The organism is Pseudomonas lundensis, assembly GCF_002269125.1.
GTDB lineage: Bacteria > Pseudomonadota > Gammaproteobacteria > Pseudomonadales > Pseudomonadaceae > Aquipseudomonas > Aquipseudomonas lundensis_A.
In genome coordinates, this window is sequence record NZ_NQKI01000053.1 from 1 (window position 1) to 20,542 (window position 20,542).

Below are 20,542 nucleotides of genomic sequence, written 5' to 3' on the forward strand. Positions count from 1 at the left end.
TTTGAGCAAATAGCGCTGCGTGCCGTGCAAATTACGACTTGCCGCCGCCGCGCAGCAAGTTGATCGGAGCATCCCTAAGAGAGTGTAGACAAAATAACGTAAACTCCTTGCCTCTCTTCCATACAGCATTGCCATGCCTAAAACTGGACGCCCGCCCGCAATTGCTGCGCAGCATTACCCACTGCTGACCAAACTTGCTCATACGCAGCCCTATTCCAGTCAGGCCGAATTAGCGCAAGCATTCCATGCTCAAACGTGCATCACCGCTCATCCCGACACGTTCGCAAAGGCGTTGAAACTGGCTGGGACAAGCGCTACTGGCTCAGTTGAACCTGCTCAGCACCCTCGAACACCCCGACGCCCTGGCGACCCTGCTTCAAGGATTAGTCTGCACCTCGCCGGCCGTGCCACGACTGAGCGATGCCGGCCTGCTGAAAGTCTTTCGCCTGATTTGCCTGAGCCGTCGCCTGATTGAATGGCTCAGCGACATGCGCGCCTGCTTGCCCACCCAATAGAACCGGAAGTGGCATTGCTTGGCGCCCTTGGGACTCACAAACAGCGCAAGGCCGCCCGCATCTTTGAGTGTGTAGTTTTTACCGGAAGGTTTCGCCTGGCGAACGGCGGTATCGGTCAAGGCAATGAGTACATCTCCCGTCTCGCAAGATTGAGCAGATGTGTCCCTATTCCAGCCCGCGGGGCTCCACCAACAAACCGCAGTGCCTGCTACCCGGATTTCATGCACTTAAAAATGTACTTAAAATTCGTGGCTGGCGCTGGATTTCAGTGGATGGCGCTGGAACGAAAAAAGACGCCTAAGCGTCTATTTTCAATGACTTACAGAATTCCATGGAACTCTGTAGATCGATATTTGGAGCGGGAAACGAGACTCGAACTCGCGACCCCGACCTTGGCAAGGTCGTGCTCTACCAACTGAGCTATTCCCGCGTCTTGGTGGTGGGCATTCTATAGTTTTCAAAGAATGCGTCAACCCCTTGATTCAAAAAGTGTTATTTATTTTTCAGATGTGGTCTTCAAGTGCGGCCAGGCAGCCCGCAGATATTGGAGCATCGACCACAGGGTCAAACCCGCAGCCACAAGCAGCAGGCCGTAGCCTACCAAGACCCAGAAACTGAAATCCGAAGGGTTGGCCAACAGAATGACCAGCGCCAGCATCTGCGCCGCCGTCTTCCATTTGCCCATGTTGGACACCGCAACCTGAGCACGCGCGCCCAACTCGGCCATCCACTCACGTAACGCCGAGATGACAATTTCACGACCAATAATCACTGCGGCAGGAAGCGTCAGCCAGACGTTGTGATGCTCTTGCACCAGCAACACCAAGGCCACCGCCACCATCAGCTTGTCGGCCACCGGGTCAAGGAAAGCACCAAATGGCGTGCTTTGCTCCAGACGCCTTGCCAAATAGCCGTCCAGCCAGTCTGTTGCAGCCGCAAAGGCGAAGACAGAACTTGAGGCGACATAACTCCAGCTGTAAGGGAGGTAGAACAAAAGAATGAAGATAGGAATCAGGAGAACGCGTAGTACGGTGATCAAATTAGGGATATTCATCGGCACAACTGGCTACGAGGTGAGGTGGCATTCTACTCGCTGTGCAGGTTTGCATAAATCAACTCAGCGAGCTTTTTACTGATCCCGGGTGCTTTGGCGATCTCCTCGATGCTTGCACGAGACAGCTCTTGTAATCCACCAAAATGTTTCAATAAGTCTCGGCGGCGGGTTGGGCCGACCCCGGCGATACCTTCGAGGGTAGACGTTCTGCGTGTTTTACCGCGGCGGGCCCGGTGCCCGGTGATGGCAAAACGGTGAGCTTCATCGCGAATCTGCTGGATCAAATGCAGTGCGGGCGAGTCCCCTTTTAACGTGAACTCATGGGCGGCGTCGTTCAAGTACAAGGTTTCGAACCCGGCCTTGCGCGTCGTGCCTTTGGCAACACCTAACAAAATAAGGTCTGGAACTGCCAGTTCATTGAGTACATCCCGCGCCATGGACATTTGTCCCTTGCCGCCATCCACCAGCAAAATGTCCGGCAACTTGCCCTCCCCCTCTTTGAGGCGGCTAAAACGTCGCATCAACGCTTGATGCATCGCGGCATAATCGTCACCCGCGGTCACACCTTCAATGTTGAAACGCCTGTAATCCGACTTGATAGGGCCTTCCGGGCCAAATACGACACAGGACGCAACCGTCGCTTCACCGCTGGAGTGACTAATGTCGTAACACTCCAGTCGCTGCGGAATCTCATCCAGCTTAAGGACCTTGGCCAACGCCTCAAATCGGGCTGCAACATGCTGACGATTGGCCAGACGAGCGCTTAGCGCCTGTTCAGCGTTGGTGACGGCCAATTGCTGCCAGCGGGCACGCGTTCCGCGCACTCGATAGCTGATGGCTATTTCCCTGCCCCGCAGCTCATCAATCGCTGCACTGATGGCTTCAAAGCTGTCGTGCTCGACGTTAACAATCAGTTCGCTGGGCAAATCGCGCTCAGGGCTGCTGATGTAGTACTGCCCGAGAAAAGCCGCCATCACTTCAGCGACGTCTTCCTCGATCCCGACTTGCGGGAAGAAATTCTTGCTACCGAGCACCCGTCCACCGCGCACATTGATCAAGTGCACACACGCCCCGCCTGGGTTAACGAAGGCTGCAATCACATCCACATCGCCATTACCGCCCTCCATGCTCTGCTGATCCTGGACACGGCGTAACAAGGAGATTTGATCGCGCACTTGGGCAGCGCGCTCGAAATCCAGCGCGCTGGCAGCCTGCTCCATTTCAGCATTCAGTTCATCGGTCAGTGCACTGCTGCGCCCTTCCAGGAACATCACCGAGTGGCGCACGTCTTGTGCGTACTCCTGAGGATCAACCAGACCTACGCACGGGCCTTTACAGCGTTTGATCTGATACTGCAGACAGGGCCGGGTTCGGTTTTTGAAGTAACTGTCTTCGCATTGGCGCACCAGAAAGGTCTTTTGCAACAGACTCAAGCTTTCTCGAATCGCCCCGGCGCTAGGGTAAGGCCCAAAGTACTTGCCCTTAGGCTTTTTGGCTCCACGGTGGATACTCAACCGGGGGAATGGACCATCGGACAAAAAGACATAGGGGTACGATTTGTCATCACGCAGCAGAATGTTGTACGGCGGCCGCCATTCCTTGATAAGGGTCTGCTCAAGCAACAAGGCTTCGGTTTCGTTGGCGGTGATCGTGGTTTCGATCTGCGCAATACGCCCCACCAAGGCAGCAGTCTTGGGCGCCAGCCCCGTCTTGCGGAAGTAGCTGGCCAAGCGTTTTTTAAGGTTCTTGGCTTTGCCGACATACAGCAGGCGCGCCTCGCTATCAAACATGCGATAAACGCCGGGCCGACCGCTGCAGGTCGAAAGAAAGGCACTCGGATCAAACACGTCAGTCATTATCAACCGGCATCTACCATGCCATGTCGAACTGCCAGCAAGGCCAGTTCCACATCACTTTTGACGGAGAGTTTTTCGAAGATTCGATAACGGTAGGTGTTGACCGTTTTAGGAGACAAACAGAGCTTGTCCGAAATGACCTGGACTTTCTGGCAGCCCACAATCATCAAGGCAATTTGAATTTCACGTTCGGATAATGCATCGAATGGGGAATCGCTAGCAGGCTGAAATGACTTGAGCGCCAACTGCTGCGCGACTTGCGGGCTGATGTAACGCTGACCGGCAAACACTAGCCGGATGGCCTGAACCATTTCGGCCAGACCTGCTCCCTTGGTCATATACCCTGCGGCGCCCGCCTGCAGAAGACGCGTCGGGAAGGGGTCTTCTTCACACACGGTCACGGCGACTACCTTGATGTCCGGATGGCTACGCATCATTTTTCGCGTCGCCTCAAGACCACCAATGCCTGGCATTTTAACGTCCATCAAGACGACATCTGGCTTCAGTTCACGAGCCTTGATCAACGACTCTTCACCGGACTCGGCCTGGCCGACGACCTGGAGGCCGTCGATATCCGCCAGCATTCGTGTGATGCCTGTACGCACAAGATCATGGTCATCGACCACTAGAACCCGAATCAAGTCGACACCTCGTAAATTGGTCTTCTTTGGTTGCCGACACCTTAGCAAAAAACCAAAGCTCCAACCTACTTACCTGCACCGCCCTTCCCTGGAGACATTTAAAACGCTGATAGACACCTGCTAGGCGTCTGTTGGATCAGGACGAATCTTGCTCGCATGTATGATCGACAGGTCGGCCAGTGTTGTCGTTAAACGGCGGATAGCATCCTGATCTTCTTTTTGCAGCACCCGATAGCTGACCAAAACCTTTTCTTCGACCTGACTCAGATTGTCCATAAGCGTCGGGGTGGGGCTACCTGTCAGTACATACAACACATCCACGCCGCGCTCTGCCACCCGCGACAGATAATCGGCCTTGGGCGCACGATCACCATTTTCATATTTGCCCTGGGCATTAGCTTCAACGCCACCGATCATGCCAAAAGCTTTCTGCGACAAGCCCAGCCGCTCTCTCTCTTGCCTCAACCGCGAACCGATTCCACTCATTTGGATGTAAGTTCCCATTTTAAACACCCGCTAGGATGGTATAATCAAAAAATATTAAACAACTTTGAACGGTTTTGAACTATGACCGGAATTCGTACTGCCGCACAAGCCAAGGCATGGCTGGAACATCAAGGAAAGTCGGTTCAAGAGTTTGCTCGAGAGCACGGCGTTGATCCCGCGACCACCTATCAAGTGCTCGCTGGGCGCAAAAAAGGGAAACGTGGTGAAGCCCACAAAGTGGCGGTACTTCTGGGCATGAAAGACGGCATCATTGCCACTTCTTCTGAAGCGAAATGCGATGAATTGCTTTGAGTATGCGCTTAATTGGGAAGACCACCCCATTTTAGAATTGACCCCGCCCAGGCCCTTGTCTATTGCTTTGCTATAACCCCCCTCTGCCTCGGGGAATGCGGTTCGGGCCTTCACTTGCTAAACCGCTTATAGCCCCCGGAGTCATTACCCATAGAATTTTTTGATTGAATCTGTTGACTGGCCTCGCGTAAGCTTCAAGCCATTCATCGGAGAACAGCCATGTTGCGCGAAGCCACCACAGCCATTTGCCAGATCACCAGCGATTTACGCTTGGTCGGCGCTGTGCGCGCGAACAACACACACTCTGCTGTACGATTTTATTTTGGGTATTGGTTTAGCCACTGGCGCGCCTGATACCCAATCGGCGCCCACGTTTCAGGGGTCGCCTACCAGAGAATTCTCACCCCCGGTCGGCTACCCGACCGGGGGCTTTGTTTTTTTAGCCCCTGATAATTTATTAAATTTGAGGATTTACCCATGAACTACACCACCTATTACCGCTTCGACCTCTGTGCTGCATGGCGATTTATCAACCGTCGTTCGGGACAGTCTGCCGCCTCCGAACGAAACCACTTGGGTGGCACGCATCCCCTCATAGCCAATACGGCCCATTGTCGAACACCCCACTAGGGCTGAGCGCGCGGGAAAACCCGCAGCCTGCCCAGGAAGCCAGAATCATGAACGCCACTGTATCCGCACTGAACGTTGCTCCAACCACTGCAAGCCATGCGATGACCCAGCGCCTGCCAAGTGCAGCCCAGCTCAAGCAGCAATTACCCCTCAGCGAACCCCTGCATAAGCTGGTTCAGGCCCAACGCCAGGCCATCCGCAACATTCTTGGCGGTGTAGACGATCGCTTATTGATCGTCGTCGGCCCCTGCTCCATCCACGACCCGCAATCCGCCCTCGAATACGCCAGCCACTTGGCCGCCCTGTCCCGCGAAGTGAGCGAGGATATGCTGCTGGTGATGCGGGCCTATATCGAAAAGCCACGCACCACCGTCGGCTGGAAAGGCCTGGCCTACGACCCTCACCTGGATGGCAGCGACGACATGACGCATGGCCTTACGCTGTCACGCGAGTTAATGATCGAAATGTTACGCATGGGGCTTGCGGTCGCGACAGAACTGCTGCAGCCGATTGCTGCTGGCTACTTCGACGACCTGCTGGGCTGGGCGGCCATTGGCGCTCGCACGACCGAATCGCAGATCCACCGGGAAATGGCCAGCGGCCTGGACCTGCCCGTGGGCTTCAAAAATGGCACGGACGGCGGGGTAGCGATTGCGTGTGATGCCATGCGCAGCGCAGCACACAGCCATCGTCATTTCGGCGTGGATGAACAGGGCCATCCGGCAATCGTTTTGACACCCGGCAACCCTGATACTCATCTGGTCTTGCGGGGTGGGCACAGTGGCCCAAATTTCAGCCACACCCACGTGGCCAACGCCCGCGCAGGGCTGGAGAAAAACGGCATTCCCGCGCGTTTGATGGTCGATTGCAGCCACGCAAACAGTGGTAAGGATCCTCTGCGTCAACCTGATGTATTCAACGATGTGCTTGAACAGCGCCTGGGCGGGGATCGGTCCTTGATCGGGATGATGCTCGAAAGTCATCTGTTCGAAGGCTGCCAGCCACTGAGCGACAACCTGCGTTACGGCGTCTCCGTAACCGATGGTTGCCTGGGCTGGGATGCGACCGAAACCTTGTTGCGCACGGCTGCCGGCCAATTGCGACAGCAGCGCACGCGTTCTCGTGTGATCGGCTAACGCGGACATCCCCCAGCGTCCCGGGTGGCGTGCCCGGGACTGGCCCTGAGACCGTTGCGCGTCAGTCTTTTCCAATATGCGGGGTCAAAGTTCAACCACTGCCTACAGATCTTGCCAGGGGGAAAGCAGGAGTCTGCCGACAGTGGCTCTGGAATGAGCCCTCAAGGGTTTGGCTCGACGACATCCCTGCCTTCACGGTTCTGAAACCCTCACCTAAGGTGATCTTTATGGATCACACACTGTTAGAGGATATGCATTGACATGGATACGTCAGCCACCACGAAATACCCGATTGTCCTGGTACACGGCCTTTTCGGTTTCGACCATATTGGCCCGTTCAATTACTTCAATGGCATTAAAGAAGCCTTGAATAACGCAGGTGCCTACGTCTATGTGGCCAAGGTTTCTGCGGCCCACAGCTCCGAAGAACGGGGCGAACAGCTGATAGAACAACTGCGTGCTCTTAACAGGCAAACCGGGGTCGCGAAATTCAATGTTATCGGCCACAGCCAAGGCGCCCTGACCGCCCGTTACGCAGCAGCCGTGGCCCCTGAACTCGTCGCTTCAGTTACCTCTGTCAGCGGTCCCAACCAAGGTTCGGAGCTTGCTGATCGGGTTCGCCAAGTACTGACCCCCGGTGCTCTTCCTGAAACCATTGCGGCGGCCATGAGCTCGGCCCTTGGCAGTTTTATTTCAGCCTTGGGTGGTGAACGAAAGCTGCCACAGAATGCTTTGAGCGCGCTGAATGCGCTGACCACAGAGGGCGTGGCGACATTTAACCAAACCTACCCCCAAGGGTTGCCGGATACATGGGGCGCAATGGGCGCTGACCGGGTCAATGGCGTTCTCTACTATTCATGGAGCGGAATCATTAAAGGTTCGCTGTTTTCCGAATCCTTGAACCTGCTCGATCCCCTGCACAATGCCTGTCGAGTGTTCGGCAGCTTTTTCACCCGCGAAAGCAAAGAGAATGACGGGATGGTCGGGCGTTACAGTTCCCACTTGGGGCATGTCATTCGTTCGGACTACCCCCTGGATCATCTGGACACCATTAACCATGTTGCAGCGCTGGCCAGCAAAAGCGTCGATCCGGCCGGGCTTTATGTAGAACACGCCCGCCGCCTCAAAGCCAAAGGCGTATAACACGCAAAGACACGACAACGGCGGGAACTTTTGCCGCGAAAAAAGCGCCTGAATCCGGTAGTCTCACCACTTTATTGAAAGGAGTACTTCCCATGGCCAAAGCCACTGCCCGTCACATCCTTGTTGCCAGCGAAGCGAAATGCAACGAATTGAAAGCTCAAATCGAAGGCGGCGCTGATTTCGCTGAAGTCGCAAAAGCCAACTCCACCTGCCCGTCCAGCCGTCAGGGTGGCGATCTGGGTTCGTTCGGTCCAGGCCAGATGGTTAAAGAATTTGACACCGTGGTGTTCAGCGCACCGATCAACGTGGTTCAAGGTCCGGTAAAAACCCAATTCGGTTATCACCTGCTTGAAGTGACCAGCCGCCAGGATTAATCCTCAAGCGCTGCGTGACAACGGCCCGCCTCTTGGTGGGCCGTTTCGTATCCGCTGCCTTTAACCTCGTGCTACGTTTCCTCCTCACGAACCAATCGTGTCTCACCTGAGGAAATGATCATGAGCCTTAAGGGTAAAACTGCACTGGTAACCGGCTCCACCAGCGGCATAGGCCTGGGTATTGCGTTGAGCCTTGCTAAAGCCGGTGCCGACCTCATCCTCAACGGCTTTGGGGATGCCAGCAAAGTGATTGCCGAAGTGGAACAGTGGGGTGGCCGAGTGGGTCATCATGCCGCCGATGTCAGTGACCCCACGCAAATTGCCGAGATGATCGACTACGCAGAACGGGAATTCGGCGGCATTGATATTTTGGTCAACAATGCCGGTATTCAGCACGTGGCCAGCGTGGAAGCGTTTCCTGTAGAGCAGTGGGACGCCATCATCGCCATCAACCTCTCCTCGGTCTTTCACAGCACCCGCCTCGCCCTGCCCGGCATGCGTAAACGCAATTGGGGACGCATCGTCAACATCGCTTCAGTACACGGCCTTGTAGGATCGGTCGGTAAAGCTGCGTATGTCGCCGCCAAACACGGGGTCATCGGCCTGACCAAAGTTGTCGGGCTAGAAACGGCGACCAGCAACATCACCTGCAACGCCATCTGCCCCGGCTGGGTATTGACGCCACTGGTGCAAAAGCAAATAGACCAACGCATCAGTCAGGGCATCGACCCTTATCAGGCCCAACACGACCTGCTCGCCGAAAAACAACCATCACTGGAATTTGTCACCCCGCCGCAGTTGGGCGAACTGGTGTTGTTCCTGTGCAGTGAAGCAGGCAGTCAGGTCAGGGGGGCGGCGTGGAATGTCGACGGCGGGTGGCTGGCACAATGACCGGGCACATATCTGCAGATCAGGCATGCAAATATGCATGCCAAGCCTGCACTTATTCGGGTTGTAATAGGCAAATTTGCACTGTTAGCATCGAGCATCGTTCGTCAGCGAACAGCCCTTAATAACAAGACAAAGCAGGGAGTTAGTGATGACTGCTCAGGTTTCATCCTCAGCGACACAGGATGTCGAGACCCCGCATTCCGAGATTCTGGCCGAGGTGCGCAACCACATTGGCCACCTGACCCTCAACCGTCCCGGCGGCCTTAACGCCATCAATCTGGACATGGTCCGCGCACTTCAGCACCACCTGGACACCTGGTCCACAGATCCGGCCATCAAGGCTGTTGTATTGAGGGGCGCGGGTGAAAAAGCCTTCTGCGCCGGAGGCGATATCCGCTCGTTGTACGACAGCTACCACAGCCAGGGCACACTGCATTACACCTTCTTCGAAGAGGAATACGCCCTCGACCTTACGCTGCACCATTACCCCAAACCCCTTGTGGCCCTGATGGACGGTTTTGTTCTTGGCGGCGGCATGGGGCTGGTACAGGGCGCTGATTTCCGGATTGTCACTGAGCGCAGCAAACTGGCAATGCCAGAAGTCGGCATCGGATATTTTCCTGACGTCGGCGGTAGTTACTTTCTCACCCGTACACCCGGTCAACTGGGTACGTATCTCGGCGTCAGCGGTGTACAAATACGTGCCAGCGATGCGTTGTATTGCGGCTTGGCTGATCACTTCATTGAAAGCAGCCGACTGCCCGATTTTGACGCTGCACTGAGTACGCTCAAATGGACACTGTCGCCTGCTGACGACCTCAAGACGCTGATCGAGTCCTTGACTGACAGCTCACCATCAGCCCCCCCGCTCGCCACACTGCGCCCCCTCATAGATGACGTGTTCTCGGCGCCCACTGTGTCAGCGATCGTTGATCGTCTGCGTGCGGTCACGCTGCCAGAACACCGCGACTGGGCCACAGCCACGGCCGATCTGCTGCTCACCCGCTCGCCGCTGGCTATGGCGGTGACCCTTGAAATGCTGCGCCGGGGACGCGAGCTGCCCCTCGAACAGTGCTTCGAACTGGAATTGCACCTCGATCGCCAGTGGTTTGATCGCGGCGACCTGATGGAAGGCGTGCGCGCCCTGATTATCGACAAGGACAAAACGCCTCATTGGAACCCGCCTTCCCTGAACGAACTGGATGCCGCACACGTCGCCAGCTTCTTCTCTGATTTCAAGCCGACAGGAGCCTGAACCATGCAGGACATCGAACTGAGTGAAGAACAAGTGATGATCCGTGACATGGCCCGCGACTTCGCCCGACGCGAAATTGCGCCCCATGCCCAGGCATGGGAAAAGGCAGGCTGGATTGACGACACACTGGTTTCAAAAATGGGAGCGCTTGGCCTGCTTGGCATGGTGGTGCCCGAGGAATGGGGCGGCACCTACGTCGATTATGTTGCCTATGCCCTAGCGGTCGAAGAGATCTCGGCCGGAGACGGTGCCACCGGCGCGCTGATGAGCATTCACAACTCGGTCGGCTGCGGCCCCATCCTCAAGTACGGCAGCGAGGCGCAAAAACAGACTTGGCTGGAAAAACTCGCCAGCGGTCAGGCCATCGGGTGCTTCTGCCTGACAGAACCCCAGGCGGGTTCCGAAGCGCACAACCTGCGCACCCGGGCGCAACTGCAGGACGGCCAGTGGGTGATAAATGGTGCCAAGCAATTTGTCAGCAACGGCAAACGTGCTCAATTGGCCATTGTGTTTGCCGTCACCGATCCGGACCTGGGCAAAAAGGGCTTGTCGGCGTTTTTGGTGCCGACCGATACACCGGGGTTCATCGTGGACCGTACGGAACACAAAATGGGCATCCGCGCTTCGGACACCTGCGCGGTCACTCTGAATAACTGCACCGTGCCCGAAAGCAGCCTGCTTGGGGAGCGCGGCAAAGGGCTGGCAATCGCCCTGTCCAACCTTGAAGGCGGTCGCATTGGCATTGCCGCACAGGCCCTTGGCATCGCCCGCGCCGCGTTTGAAGCCGCCCTCACCTACGCCCGGGATCGCGTGCAATTCGATAAAGCCATCATTGAACACCAGAGCGTCGCCAACATGCTGGCCGACATGCAGACCCGGCTCAATGCAGCGCGCTTGCTGATCCTGCACGCGGCCAGATTGCGCAGCGCTGGCAAACCGTGCCTGTCTGAAGCCTCGCAGGCCAAGTTATTTGCGTCGGAAATCGCTGAGTATGTGTGCTCCAAAGCCATCCAGATTCATGGCGGCTATGGCTATCTGGAAGATTACCCGGTTGAGCGTTACTACCGGGATGCGCGAATCACCCAAATCTATGAAGGATCGAGTGAGATCCAACGCATGGTCATTGCACGCGAGCTGAAACACTATTTGGTTTAAACGCGCCAAGCGCCGTTTACGATTCAACGCAACGCGGTCAGGCCTGACCGCGTTGCGCCTGATGCATCACTGGTGCTTGAACTGGGCTTCGCGCTTGCCCACAAACGCCGCCATGCCTTCTTTTTGATCCTGCGTGGCGAACAGTGAATGGAACACGCGACGCTCAAAACGTACGCCTTCGGCCAGATTCACTTCGAACGCGCGGTTGACGCACTCTTTGGTCAGCATCAACACCGGCAGTGATTTTTGGGCGATCACCGCAGCCACGTTCAGGGCTTCTTCGACCAACTCGTCCACTGGCACCACGCGTGACACCAGCCCGGAACGTTCAGCTTCAGCGGCGTCGATCAAGCGACCGCTCAGGCACATTTCCATGGCCTTGGCCTTGCCTACTGCGCGTGTCAGGCGCTGGGTGCCGCCCATGCCCGGCAGTACCCCGAGGTTGATTTCAGGCTGGCCAAACTTGGCATTGTCACCGGCCAGAATGAAGTCGCACATCATTGCCAGTTCACAGCCGCCGCCCAAGGCAAAACCGGCAACGGCCGCAATGATGGGCTTGCGCCGGGCAGACACGCGTTCACTGTCCGAGAACAGATCGTCAAGGTAAATTTGTGGATAGGTCAGGTCAGCCATTTCCTTGATGTCTGCACCGGCGGCGAAGGCTTTTTTCGAACCGGTCAAGACAATGCAGCCAATCTCACTGTCCGCCTCCAGGCGGTCGAGTGCGTGATTCACTTCGCTGACCAACTGCGCATTCAAGGCATTCAGGGCTTGCGGCCGGTTCAGGGTGATTAGGCCGACGCGCCCATGAATGTCCAACAGAATGGTTTCGTAGTTCATTGATAAATCCTCATTCAAAGATTGCGCGAAATGACCATGCGCTGAATATCGCTGGTGCCTTCATAAATCTGGCACACCCGCACGTCGCGATAGATGCGCTCCAGCGGGAAGTCGCTCAAATAGCCATAACCACCGAGGGTTTGCAACGCTTTGGAGCAGACGCGCTCCGCCATTTCCGACGCGAACAGCTTGGCTTGCGACGCCTCGACCAGCGCGGACTGCCCGCTGTCACGCAAAGCGGCGGCATAGCGCACCATTTGCCGGGCCACGGCGATTTCTGTGGACATGTCAGCCAGCCGAAACGCCACGGCCTGATGCTCGACCAAGGGCTGCCCGAAGGTGACGCGCTCGCGGGCGTAGTCGCGGGCCGCTTCAAACGCAGCGCGGGCCATCCCGACAGCTTGTGACGCAATACCGATGCGCCCGCCCTCCAGATTGCCCAGCGCAATTTTGTACCCCTGCCCTTCTTCGCCCAAACGATTGGCCAGCGGGATCTTCATGTCGGTGAAGAGAATCTGACAGGTGTCGGAGGCATGCTGGCCGAGCTTTTCTTCTACCCGAGCCACGCTGTAACCCGGCGTATCGGTGGGTACGATAAACGCCGTGATGCCGCGCTTGCCCGCTGCCGGATCGGTCACGGCAAACACAATCACCACGCCCGCATTTTGCCCCGAGGTAATGAACTGTTTGCAGCCATTGAGCACGTAGTGATCGCCCTCACGACGGGCCCGGGTTTTCAGGTCGCTGGCGTCGGAGCCAGCCTGCGGTTCGGTCAGCGCAAACGCGCCCAGCATGGCACCGCTGGCCAACGGGATCAGGAAGTCGCGTTTTTGCTGTTCGGTGCCGTATTTGAGAATGGGCACACAGCCCACCGAGTTATGCACGCTCATGATCGTCGAGCAGGCGCCGTCGCCCGCCGCGATTTCTTCAAGGGCCATGGCATAGGCCTGATAGCCGGTGTCACAACCGCCCCATTGTTCGGGCACCAACATGCCGAAAAAACCCAGTTCGGCCATTTCCTGAACCGCCTCACGAGGAAAGCGATGCTGTTTGTCCCATTCGGCTGCGAACGGTTTTAAGCGCTCTTGGGCGAACTGCCGGGCCGCTTCACGAATTTGTAGTTGTTCGGGTGTGGGCAGCATAAAAATTCCTTAGTACAGACATTCCACGGCAATCGCAGTGGCCTCGCCGCCGCCAATGCAAATGGCGGCCACGCCGTGCTTGAGTTTTTTCTGACGCAAGGCCGACAGTAACGTCACCAGGATACGTGCACCGGAAGCCCCGATCGGATGACCCAAGGCGCAGGCACCGCCATGGATATTGACCTTGTCGTGGGGCAGGTCCAGTTCACTCATGGTGACGAGCGTGACCACCGCAAAGGCTTCGTTGATCTCAAACAGATCGACTTCATTGAGGCGCCAGCCGGTTTTGCTCATCAAGCGTTTGATAGCGCCCACTGGAGCCGTGGGAAACAGGCTTGGCTCGTCGGCAAACGCCGCGTGCCCATGAATCACCGCCAATGGTGTAAGCCCGCGCTTTTGCGCCTCGGAACGACGCATCAGCACCAGCGCCGCGGCGCCATCGGAGATCGAGCTGGCGTTGGCCGCGGTCACCGTGCCGCCGTCGCGAAACGCCGGTTTCAGCGACGGAATTTTTTCGGGTTTGGCCTTGGGCGGCTGCTCATCCTCAGTGATCTCGCGCTGTTCCTTGCCCACCGCGACCTGCACCGGGACAATTTCAGTGCTGAAGCTTCCCTCGCTGATCGCCTGCTGCGCACGGGCCAGCGAGGCAAGGGCAAAGGCATCCTGGGCCTCACGGGTGAAGCCATGGGCCTGCGCACAATCTTCCGCAAACGTGCCCATCAAGCGGCCGCGGTCGTAGGCATCCTCCAGTCCGTCGAGGAACATGTGATCCAGCACCCGGCCATGCCCCATGCGGTAGCCACTGCGGGCCCGGTCGAGTAGATACGGCGCGTTGGACATGCTTTCCATGCCGCCTGCTACCACCACATCCACCCCGCCCGCCATCAGCCGATCGTGGGCCAGAATCGTCGCTTCCATGCCCGACCCGCACATTTTGTTCAGCGTGGTGCAACGGGTGCCCTTGTCCAGGCCCGCGCCCAACGCGGCCTGGCGCGCAGGGGCCTGCCCAAGACCGGCTGACAGCACGCAACCGAACAGCACTTCTTCAACGCTGTCACTCGACACCCCGGCGCGCTCCACAGCAGCGCGGATGGCCGCAGCGCCTAACTGTGGCGCAGTCAGGCCCTTGAAGTCACCTTGAAAACCGCCCATGGGCGTGCGTGCAGCACTGACTATTACGACTGGATCATTAGACATCGTCATCGCCCTCTCCTTACTTCGCTGCCATGCGCAATGCGCCGTCGAGACGGATCACTTCGCCATTGAGCATGCTGTTTTCAATGATGTGCCGCACCAGCGAAGCGTATTCCGCCGGTTTGCCCAGACGCGGCGGAAACGGCACGCCCGCAGCCAGCGAGTTGCGCACGTCCGGGGTCATGCCCGCCATCATCGGCGTTTCAAAAATGCCGGGGGCGATGGTCATGACACGAATGCCGAAGCGGGCCAGCTCGCGAGCTGCTGGCAAGGTCAGGCTGGCAATCGCGCCTTTGGAGGCCGCGTACGCGGCTTGACCAATCTGCCCGTCAAAGGCGGCCACCGACGCCGTATTAATGATCACCCCGCGTTCGCCATCGACATCCGCAGCCGTTTCAGCAATTGCGGCTGCGGCCAGTCGCAGCATATTGAAACTGCCAATCAGGTTGACGTTGATGACCTGACTGAAGCTCTCCAGGCCGTGAGGGCCGCCCTTGCCAAGGATCTTTTCACCGCGCACGATCCCGGCGCAGTTGACCAGACCGTTAACGCCCCCAAACGCCGCGACGGTGGCATCAATGGCTGCCTGCGCGGCCTGCGCCTGACTGATGTCCGCCACTGCACTGCGCGCCTTAGCGCCCAAGCGGGTGGCCTGTGCGGCCACTGCGTCCGCGTTCACATCCACCAGCATGACCCTGGCGCCAGCATTGACCAGCATCTCAGCCGTTGCAGCGCCCAAGCCTGAAGCCCCACCTGTGACGATAAAAACTGTGTTCTCGATTTGCATGATTTCTCCTGAAGGTTAAGCCGTGGCCCGGGCGTTCGCCGCCTGTTCAGCCTTGGCGATTTCCTGATTGCGCAAGATAAAGCGCTGCAACTTGCCGCTGGGTGTTTTGGGCAATTCGCTGACAAATTCGATTTCACGGGGATAGGCATGGGCTGCCAGGCGCTGGCGCACGTGCAAGCGCAGGGTTTCTGCCAATTGCGCATCACCCAGGTAATGCGGGCTCAGCACCACAAACGCTTTGACCAACTCGGTGCGCTCAGGGTCAGGTTTGCCGACCACGGCGGCTTCGATCACCGCCGGGTGTTCGATCAAGGCGCTCTCCACATCAAAGGGACCGACACGGTAACCGGAGGTGGTGATCACATCATCGCTGCGTCCAACAAAACTGATGCTGCCGTCCGGATTCAACTCAACGGTGTCGCCACTGAGGTAGTAATTACCGACGAAGGCTTTGGTGGGGAAACCGTGGTAGCCGCCAAACCAGCACATCGGCGACTGACTGCGATCCACGGCTAAAATGCCCGGCTGACCTACGGGCAGCTCCTGATGGTTGTCGTCCAACACCACAATGCGGTGTCCCGGTGAGGCAAACCCCGCCGCTCCCAAGTGCACCGGATGACCAAGCCCATGGTGATTACACAGCACCATGCCGATTTCAGTCTGCCCGTAGTGGTCATGAATGGTGACGTCAAGGTGCTCGGAAAACCAGCGGATGACTTCCGGGTTAAGGGGTTCACCGGCGCTGCTGACGGCCCGCAACTGGCCTTTGATTTTGCTGGAAAACGCATCCCCGGCTGCAATCAACAGGCGGTAAGCCGTCGGGGAGCCGGTGAGGTTGGTGATGGCGTACTTTTTGATCACGCGGCAGGTGCTTTCGACGCTAAACGGGCCGTCGTAGAGCGTGATCGGGTGGCCCATCGACAACGGGCCGGTGATGCCGAAGTAAATACCGTACGCCCAACCAGGGTCGGCCAGGTTCCAGAATGCGTCTTCAGGGCGAAGGTCCACGGCGTCGCGGGTGTACGCCTGAAACGCGACGATGGCTTTAAGGGGAACGAGGAGCGGTTTGGCCGGGCCAGTCGTACCCGAGGTGAACATCAGCAGAAAAGGGTCTTCGCCGGTCAGCATTATGGGCTCGCAGACTGCCGGGTAGCGCTCCAGCTCAGCCCAAAAGCTGTAATCGCCCCGCACCAACCCTTGGCCTTTCGGACCGCCCACGGTGACGACCGTCGGGCAGTCATTCACTTCAGCCAGCTTGGGTCGATTGACGGCGTCAGTGACCACCAGCACCGCGCCGGAGCTGTTAAGGCGATGCTCAATGGCTTTGGGGCCAAAGGCCGTAAACAGGGGTTGGTAGACCGCGCCTATGCGCCAACTCGCCAGTACCACGATCAACAACTCGACATTGCGTGGCAACAGGCCCGCCACTTTGTCGCCGCGCTTGACCCCTTGGACCAACAGGAAGTTGGCAAAACGGGCCGCGTGGTCCTGCAATTCGGTAAAGGTGTAGGACGCGCTGCTGGCGTCACGGCCTTCCCAGAACAAGGCAATGCGCCCCGGCAAGGCATGGCGGTCGCAGCACTCGACGCAGGCATTGAGAGCGGTTAAATCGCCATGCAACGCGTGGCTCACTGCACGTTGATAGTCAAAGTCGCTCGTCGCGGTCAGATAGTCGCGCATCAGCAGAATCCCTCGGTCTTTTTATAGGAATGGGAACCGTCGAAAATCCTGCTGATAATCGCCTTGCGAGGGCTCTGCAACAATGGTCAAACCGCTCAAGCTGGTTGACTGGTTTGGCCAATGAGCCATTGACCGTACCTAAAACGCTGTTTAACGGTCCTCGCGGCTGCGGGCATGGTCACGCAAATACGCCAGGACTGCCGCCTGATCCCCTGCGAACACGATCCGTCCGGCTTTCTTCTCACGCTGGAAGGTGTACATCGGATCGTAGTACTCACGCAGCAACGCTTCGATCCACACCCGGTGCAAATCCACAGAGCCGCAACGCTCCTGCTCCTTCAGTGCGCTGCTCATCACCTCCTGCAAACGCTGGTAACGCTCCCCGCCGAGGCGTTTTTGAATATTGGCCAGACTTTCCAACAACCGTTGAGAGAAAAGCGCGAAGCCATGCTCACCATTTCTGGCCACGAACTCAGCACATAACTCAATGACGTAGTCACGCAGGATACGCTCGACCCGGCTGTTCAAGCTGTCTTCCAGCCACACCATTGGCGCAGTCTGCAGGGTTTGGTAGAGGGCTAACGGCAACGCACAACTGCCCACCGTGCGGCTCTCGTCCTCCAGCACAAACCGCTCAACGCCTTTGTCGCGCTTTTTCAACACATCGATGGCCAAGCGATTTTCAAAATCGATGTTGGACGGCTGACCGGTCGCGCGTTTGCCAAAGCTTGAACCGCGGTGATTGGCGTGGCCTTCAAGGTCCAGCGCATTGTCGAGCTGCACCAGCACATCGGTTTTGCCGGTGCCGGTCATGCCGCCGAGCACCTGCAAATCGCACTGCGCCACGGCATCATCGAGGGTCTGGATCAGAAATGTGCGCAGCGCCTTATAGCCGCCAGTGATGCGCGGGTAGTCAATCCCTGCATCCTGTTTAAGCCACTGCTGGACGATTTGCGAACGCATGCCGCCACGAAAGCAATACAAACACCCGTCAGGATGGGCGCGAGCAAAATCGGCCCATGCTTGCAAGCGCTCGGCCTTGACCTTGCCCGACACCAATTGATGCCCCAGCACCACAGCCGCTTGCTGCCCTTGCTGCTTGTAGCACGTGCCCACGCGCTCGCGCTCGTGGTCAGTCATCAGGGGCAAATTGACCACCCCTGGAAACGCCCCTTTGTGAAATTCAATCGGCGCACGGGTGTCGATCATCGGCCGATCATGGAGAAACAGTTCGCGGAAGTCGGTTATGTCATGAGCCATCATGAAACCTCAACCGCGTGTGTCTGTCGCTCCACCAAACGGCCAATCGGCTCAAGGTTCAAGCCATGCTCGCGGGCCATGTGCAGGAAGGCCTCGTTGCCTTGCGCACTGACAGCGACGAGCAACCCGCCACTGGTTTGCGGATCGCACAGCACACGCTTGTGCAGCTCTTGGACAGGCGAAATTTTGCTCGCGTAACTGTCGTAATTACGCAACGTGCCGCCCGGTACACAACCCAGCTCCAGGTAGTACTCCACCGACGCCAAGCGTGGCACGTTGGCGTATTGGATTTGCGCAGTCAGGTCGCTGCCGTCGGCCATCTCAACCAAGTGCCCCAGCAGGCCAAAACCGGTGACGTCCGTCATCGCGGTGACGCCCTCGAGCTTGGCAAACTGGCTGCCAATGCTGTTCAGCGTACACATCCAGTCCCGTGCGACGCCGACATCCTCGGGCCGCAACTTGCCCTTCTTCTCGGCGGTGGTCAGGATGCCAATCCCCAATGGCTTGGTCAGGTACAGCAAACACCCGGCGGTCGCGGTGTCGTTGCGCTTCATCTGGCGCTTATTGACGACACCGGTCACGGCCAGACCGAAGATCGGCTCCGGGGTGTCAATCGAATGCCCGCCTGCCAACGGGATCCCTGCCTCATCACACACCGCACGGCCCCCGCGAATCACTTCACGGGCCACCTCAGGCGGCAACAGGTTCACCGGCCAGCCCAGAATGGCGATCGCCATTAAGGGATCGCCGCCCATGGCGTAGATGTCGCTGATGGCATTGGTGGCCGCAATGCGGCCGAAATCGAACGGGTCATCGACGATGGGCATGAAAAAATCGGTGGTCGACACCACGCCGCGCTCATCATCCAGGGCGTAGACCGCCGCGTCATCACGCGATGAATTACCGACCCACAGCTTTGGATCAAGGTGTTGCGCACCACTGCCCGCAAGAATGACTTCAAGTACCTGAGGCGAAATTTTGCAGCCGCAACCTGCTCCGTGGCTGTACTGCGTCAGGCGAATCGGCTCGCTCATAGGGCACCTTTAATGGGTATCAAAGTGCCAGATACTAACAGAGCGGCCACTGCTGCTGGCCCACGGCATACACCGCCCGTACTAAAAGCACTGCAATACGGCGAAATCCACTGGTCACAGGTTGTTGGCAAGTCCCGGAGCTGCCAATTGCCGAGCCAGAGCAGATGACCGCCACGCTGGAAACAGACCGACGAGTCACATATGTAGTGCTTTAAAATATTCACTACATATGTGTTGACGACGGCTTTTTCCTTTTGCATGATGCAGACGTCTTCCCCACCGGAAGCGTTGGAAAAAGTGGTTGTAAGCATGTTCGACGAGCCGTCGGACTGTTCCGGGATAGGTACTGCCCACAAGGCAGAATTGATGAAGCGGACCTGGTTTGATCGTCCGATGTCAGGATGAGCGAAACTGGCGAGACGCCCTCATGAAGCTTGTGGCTGATGCATCACGTCACCCGAAGCATGCTGGCTCGCGCTGTTCTCCCTTATTTAGGCCGATGTTGTAGTAGCACTGTTCTACTACTACACATCACGGGTTCAAGTCAGGATCTGCATTAGATGGACACTACGTAGCGCTGCATGTGCAGTTGCGCGAATCAATTGACAGATCAACGAGTGGTCAAGGAGTTAGCGATGAACCTGAATAACCAACCTACTGTTAACGAACTGGCCGAACTGTTTGCCAGTCGTAAAGACACACTCGACGATCATATTGTGTGGGTCAATGAAGCGGGCGAAGTCCATATCGACGCTGTCACGCAATACCCAGAAGAATCTGAGTTTGAAAAGCAGCATCCACAGATGCGTGCACGACTCAAAATGTACCGCCGCGGCCAGGGCTACGTTGGCAAGAAGGCCGCAGCGGACACACACTTTATGGAGAAGGTTCTGCACACCCTGACCCTGACTTGGGAAAAGGCGAAAGAAGAACCTGCCGTTGTGAAAGTGAACAGCTACTGCTGATTCGCACACCCCATTGAAAGCCCCGGACAGTGTCCGGGGCTTTTTTATGGGTGGGGCAGGCATCCCCCTGCCCCACCCTCCACCTGTGGCAACAGCCATCGAGTCAGAGCGCCCGCTCCAGCTCAGGTACGGCTTCGAACAAGTCCGCCACCAGGCCGTAATCGGCCACCTGGAAGATCGGCGCTTCTTCGT

Annotated in this window: 20 protein-coding genes, 1 tRNA gene and 2 pseudogenes; 9 read left to right on the forward strand and 14 right to left on the reverse strand. The window is 57.5% G+C overall.

The features are described 5' to 3' along the window. Nucleotides 1-133: 133 nt before the first annotated feature. Nucleotides 134-307 (forward strand): annotated as a pseudogene (locus CJF39_RS21465) (IS5/IS1182 family transposase); the annotation flags it as partial. Nucleotides 308-376: 69 nt separating this feature from the next. Here CJF39_RS21465 and CJF39_RS23570 read toward each other — a convergent pair. From CJF39_RS23570 to CJF39_RS21495, 6 genes are all read right to left on the reverse strand, one after another. Then, a complete protein-coding gene (locus CJF39_RS23570) occupies nucleotides 377-742 on the reverse strand; it encodes an Arm DNA-binding domain-containing protein (RefSeq protein WP_432760264.1) in 366 nt (121 codons plus the stop codon). 127 nt (nucleotides 743-869) lie between these two features. Continuing rightward, nucleotides 870-945 (reverse strand) — tRNA-Gly (locus tag CJF39_RS21475). 66 nt (nucleotides 946-1,011) lie between these two features. Further along, nucleotides 1,012-1,569, reverse strand: coding sequence for a CDP-diacylglycerol--glycerol-3-phosphate 3-phosphatidyltransferase (pgsA, locus tag CJF39_RS21480; RefSeq protein WP_047275824.1), 558 nt, complete (start codon nucleotides 1,567-1,569; stop codon nucleotides 1,012-1,014). A 32-nt stretch (nucleotides 1,570-1,601) separates the two neighbouring features. Continuing rightward, the gene (uvrC, locus tag CJF39_RS21485; protein WP_094995224.1) at nucleotides 1,602-3,425 is read right to left on the reverse strand and encodes an excinuclease ABC subunit UvrC; all 1,824 of its coding nucleotides are present in this window, start codon (nucleotides 3,423-3,425) and stop codon (nucleotides 1,602-1,604) included. A gap of 2 nt (nucleotides 3,426-3,427) precedes the next feature. Next, nucleotides 3,428-4,066 (reverse strand): response regulator transcription factor GacA, encoded by a 639-nt coding sequence (gacA, locus tag CJF39_RS21490; protein WP_047273603.1) that lies wholly within the window; start codon nucleotides 4,064-4,066, stop codon nucleotides 3,428-3,430. Nucleotides 4,067-4,186: 120 nt separating this feature from the next. Next, complete coding sequence (locus CJF39_RS21495) at nucleotides 4,187-4,552, reverse strand: helix-turn-helix domain-containing protein (RefSeq protein ID WP_094995225.1); 366 nt, start codon at nucleotides 4,550-4,552, stop codon at nucleotides 4,187-4,189. 81 nt (nucleotides 4,553-4,633) lie between these two features. Here CJF39_RS21495 and CJF39_RS21500 point away from each other — a divergent pair, with 81 nt between their 5' ends. The 7 genes from CJF39_RS21500 (at nucleotide 4,634) to CJF39_RS21530 (ending at nucleotide 11,448) form a co-directional block, all read left to right on the forward strand. Continuing rightward, nucleotides 4,634-4,864, forward strand: coding sequence for a DNA-binding protein (locus CJF39_RS21500; RefSeq protein ID WP_070411782.1), 231 nt, complete (start codon nucleotides 4,634-4,636; stop codon nucleotides 4,862-4,864). A gap of 677 nt (nucleotides 4,865-5,541) precedes the next feature. After that, nucleotides 5,542-6,630 carry a 3-deoxy-7-phosphoheptulonate synthase gene (locus CJF39_RS21505; RefSeq protein WP_094995226.1) on the forward strand — a complete coding sequence of 363 codons (1,089 nt, stop codon included), beginning with the start codon at nucleotides 5,542-5,544 and terminating at the stop codon, nucleotides 6,628-6,630. Between the two features lie 261 nt (nucleotides 6,631-6,891). Next, nucleotides 6,892-7,773 (forward strand): lipase family alpha/beta hydrolase, encoded by an 882-nt coding sequence (locus tag CJF39_RS21510; protein ID WP_094995227.1) that lies wholly within the window; start codon nucleotides 6,892-6,894, stop codon nucleotides 7,771-7,773. Nucleotides 7,774-7,865: 92 nt separating this feature from the next. Beyond that, on the forward strand, nucleotides 7,866-8,147 hold the full coding sequence (locus CJF39_RS21515) for a peptidylprolyl isomerase (protein ID WP_008150918.1): 282 nt from the start codon (nucleotides 7,866-7,868) through the stop codon (nucleotides 8,145-8,147). A 120-nt stretch (nucleotides 8,148-8,267) separates the two neighbouring features. Continuing rightward, entirely contained in the window at nucleotides 8,268-9,038 is a 771-nt protein-coding gene (locus CJF39_RS21520; protein ID WP_083293923.1) for a 3-hydroxybutyrate dehydrogenase, read from the forward strand. 148 nt (nucleotides 9,039-9,186) lie between these two features. Beyond that, entirely contained in the window at nucleotides 9,187-10,293 is a 1,107-nt protein-coding gene (locus CJF39_RS21525; RefSeq protein ID WP_094995228.1) for an enoyl-CoA hydratase/isomerase family protein, read from the forward strand. 3 nt (nucleotides 10,294-10,296) lie between these two features. After that, nucleotides 10,297-11,448 (forward strand): acyl-CoA dehydrogenase family protein, encoded by a 1,152-nt coding sequence (locus CJF39_RS21530; protein WP_094995229.1) that lies wholly within the window; start codon nucleotides 10,297-10,299, stop codon nucleotides 11,446-11,448. A gap of 66 nt (nucleotides 11,449-11,514) precedes the next feature. Here the strand turns inward: CJF39_RS21530 and CJF39_RS21535 are convergent, their stop codons facing one another. The 7 genes from CJF39_RS21535 to selD form a co-directional block, all read right to left on the reverse strand. Next, on the reverse strand, nucleotides 11,515-12,288 hold the full coding sequence (locus CJF39_RS21535) for an enoyl-CoA hydratase (RefSeq protein ID WP_094995230.1): 774 nt from the start codon (nucleotides 12,286-12,288) through the stop codon (nucleotides 11,515-11,517). Between the two features lie 14 nt (nucleotides 12,289-12,302). Continuing rightward, nucleotides 12,303-13,430, reverse strand: coding sequence for an acyl-CoA dehydrogenase (locus CJF39_RS21540; RefSeq protein WP_094995231.1), 1,128 nt, complete (start codon nucleotides 13,428-13,430; stop codon nucleotides 12,303-12,305). Nucleotides 13,431-13,439: 9 nt separating this feature from the next. After that, nucleotides 13,440-14,633: an acetyl-CoA C-acyltransferase gene (locus CJF39_RS21545; RefSeq protein WP_094995232.1), complete on the reverse strand. Its 1,194-nt coding sequence runs from the start codon at nucleotides 14,631-14,633 to the stop codon at nucleotides 13,440-13,442. A gap of 10 nt (nucleotides 14,634-14,643) precedes the next feature. Beyond that, nucleotides 14,644-15,411 carry an SDR family NAD(P)-dependent oxidoreductase gene (locus tag CJF39_RS21550; protein ID WP_070411791.1) on the reverse strand — a complete coding sequence of 256 codons (768 nt, stop codon included), beginning with the start codon at nucleotides 15,409-15,411 and terminating at the stop codon, nucleotides 14,644-14,646. Nucleotides 15,412-15,426: 15 nt separating this feature from the next. Then, nucleotides 15,427-17,091 carry an AMP-binding protein gene (locus tag CJF39_RS21555; RefSeq protein WP_094995233.1) on the reverse strand — a complete coding sequence of 555 codons (1,665 nt, stop codon included), beginning with the start codon at nucleotides 17,089-17,091 and terminating at the stop codon, nucleotides 15,427-15,429. A 150-nt stretch (nucleotides 17,092-17,241) separates the two neighbouring features. Then, nucleotides 17,242-18,351, reverse strand: coding sequence for a tRNA 2-selenouridine(34) synthase MnmH (mnmH, locus tag CJF39_RS21560; protein WP_094995236.1), 1,110 nt, complete (start codon nucleotides 18,349-18,351; stop codon nucleotides 17,242-17,244). Continuing rightward, nucleotides 18,351-19,385 carry a selenide, water dikinase SelD gene (selD, locus tag CJF39_RS21565; protein ID WP_094995234.1) on the reverse strand — a complete coding sequence of 345 codons (1,035 nt, stop codon included), beginning with the start codon at nucleotides 19,383-19,385 and terminating at the stop codon, nucleotides 18,351-18,353. Before selD ends, mnmH begins: the two co-directional genes overlap by 1 nt. A 635-nt stretch (nucleotides 19,386-20,020) precedes the next feature. Here selD and CJF39_RS21570 point away from each other — a divergent pair. After that, a complete protein-coding gene (locus CJF39_RS21570; RefSeq protein ID WP_094995235.1) occupies nucleotides 20,021-20,350 on the forward strand; it encodes a hypothetical protein in 330 nt (109 codons plus the stop codon). A gap of 103 nt (nucleotides 20,351-20,453) precedes the next feature. On the opposite strand, the pseudogene CJF39_RS23200 reads toward CJF39_RS21570, so the two are convergent. Next, a pseudogene (locus tag CJF39_RS23200) lies at nucleotides 20,454-20,542 on the reverse strand (hypothetical protein); the annotation flags it as partial.

Excerpts from the sequence above, each read along its gene's own strand:
- pgsA (WP_047275824.1), bottom strand. The coding sequence starts at position 1,569 with ATGAATATCCCTAATTTGATCACCGTACTACGCGTTCTCCTGATTCCT.
- uvrC (WP_094995224.1), bottom strand. The coding sequence starts at position 3,425 with ATGACTGACGTGTTTGATCCGAGTGCCTTTCTTTCGACCTGCAGCGGT.
- CJF39_RS21495 (WP_094995225.1), bottom strand. The coding sequence starts at position 4,552 with ATGAGTGGAATCGGTTCGCGGTTGAGGCAAGAGAGAGAGCGGCTGGGC.
- CJF39_RS21500 (WP_070411782.1), top strand. The coding sequence starts at position 4,634 with ATGACCGGAATTCGTACTGCCGCACAAGCCAAGGCATGGCTGGAACAT.
- CJF39_RS21505 (WP_094995226.1), top strand. The coding sequence starts at position 5,542 with ATGAACGCCACTGTATCCGCACTGAACGTTGCTCCAACCACTGCAAGC.
- CJF39_RS21510 (WP_094995227.1), top strand. The coding sequence starts at position 6,892 with ATGGATACGTCAGCCACCACGAAATACCCGATTGTCCTGGTACACGGC.
- CJF39_RS21515 (WP_008150918.1), top strand. The coding sequence starts at position 7,866 with ATGGCCAAAGCCACTGCCCGTCACATCCTTGTTGCCAGCGAAGCGAAA.
- CJF39_RS21520 (WP_083293923.1), top strand. The coding sequence starts at position 8,268 with ATGAGCCTTAAGGGTAAAACTGCACTGGTAACCGGCTCCACCAGCGGC.
- CJF39_RS21525 (WP_094995228.1), top strand. The coding sequence starts at position 9,187 with ATGACTGCTCAGGTTTCATCCTCAGCGACACAGGATGTCGAGACCCCG.
- CJF39_RS21530 (WP_094995229.1), top strand. The coding sequence starts at position 10,297 with ATGCAGGACATCGAACTGAGTGAAGAACAAGTGATGATCCGTGACATG.
- CJF39_RS21535 (WP_094995230.1), bottom strand. The coding sequence starts at position 12,288 with ATGAACTACGAAACCATTCTGTTGGACATTCATGGGCGCGTCGGCCTA.
- CJF39_RS21540 (WP_094995231.1), bottom strand. The coding sequence starts at position 13,430 with ATGCTGCCCACACCCGAACAACTACAAATTCGTGAAGCGGCCCGGCAG.
- CJF39_RS21545 (WP_094995232.1), bottom strand. The coding sequence starts at position 14,633 with ATGACGATGTCTAATGATCCAGTCGTAATAGTCAGTGCTGCACGCACG.
- CJF39_RS21550 (WP_070411791.1), bottom strand. The coding sequence starts at position 15,411 with ATGCAAATCGAGAACACAGTTTTTATCGTCACAGGTGGGGCTTCAGGC.
- CJF39_RS21555 (WP_094995233.1), bottom strand. The coding sequence starts at position 17,091 with ATGCGCGACTATCTGACCGCGACGAGCGACTTTGACTATCAACGTGCA.
- mnmH (WP_094995236.1), bottom strand. The coding sequence starts at position 18,351 with ATGGCTCATGACATAACCGACTTCCGCGAACTGTTTCTCCATGATCGG.
- selD (WP_094995234.1), bottom strand. The coding sequence starts at position 19,385 with ATGAGCGAGCCGATTCGCCTGACGCAGTACAGCCACGGAGCAGGTTGC.
- CJF39_RS21570 (WP_094995235.1), top strand. The coding sequence starts at position 20,021 with ATGAACCTGAATAACCAACCTACTGTTAACGAACTGGCCGAACTGTTT.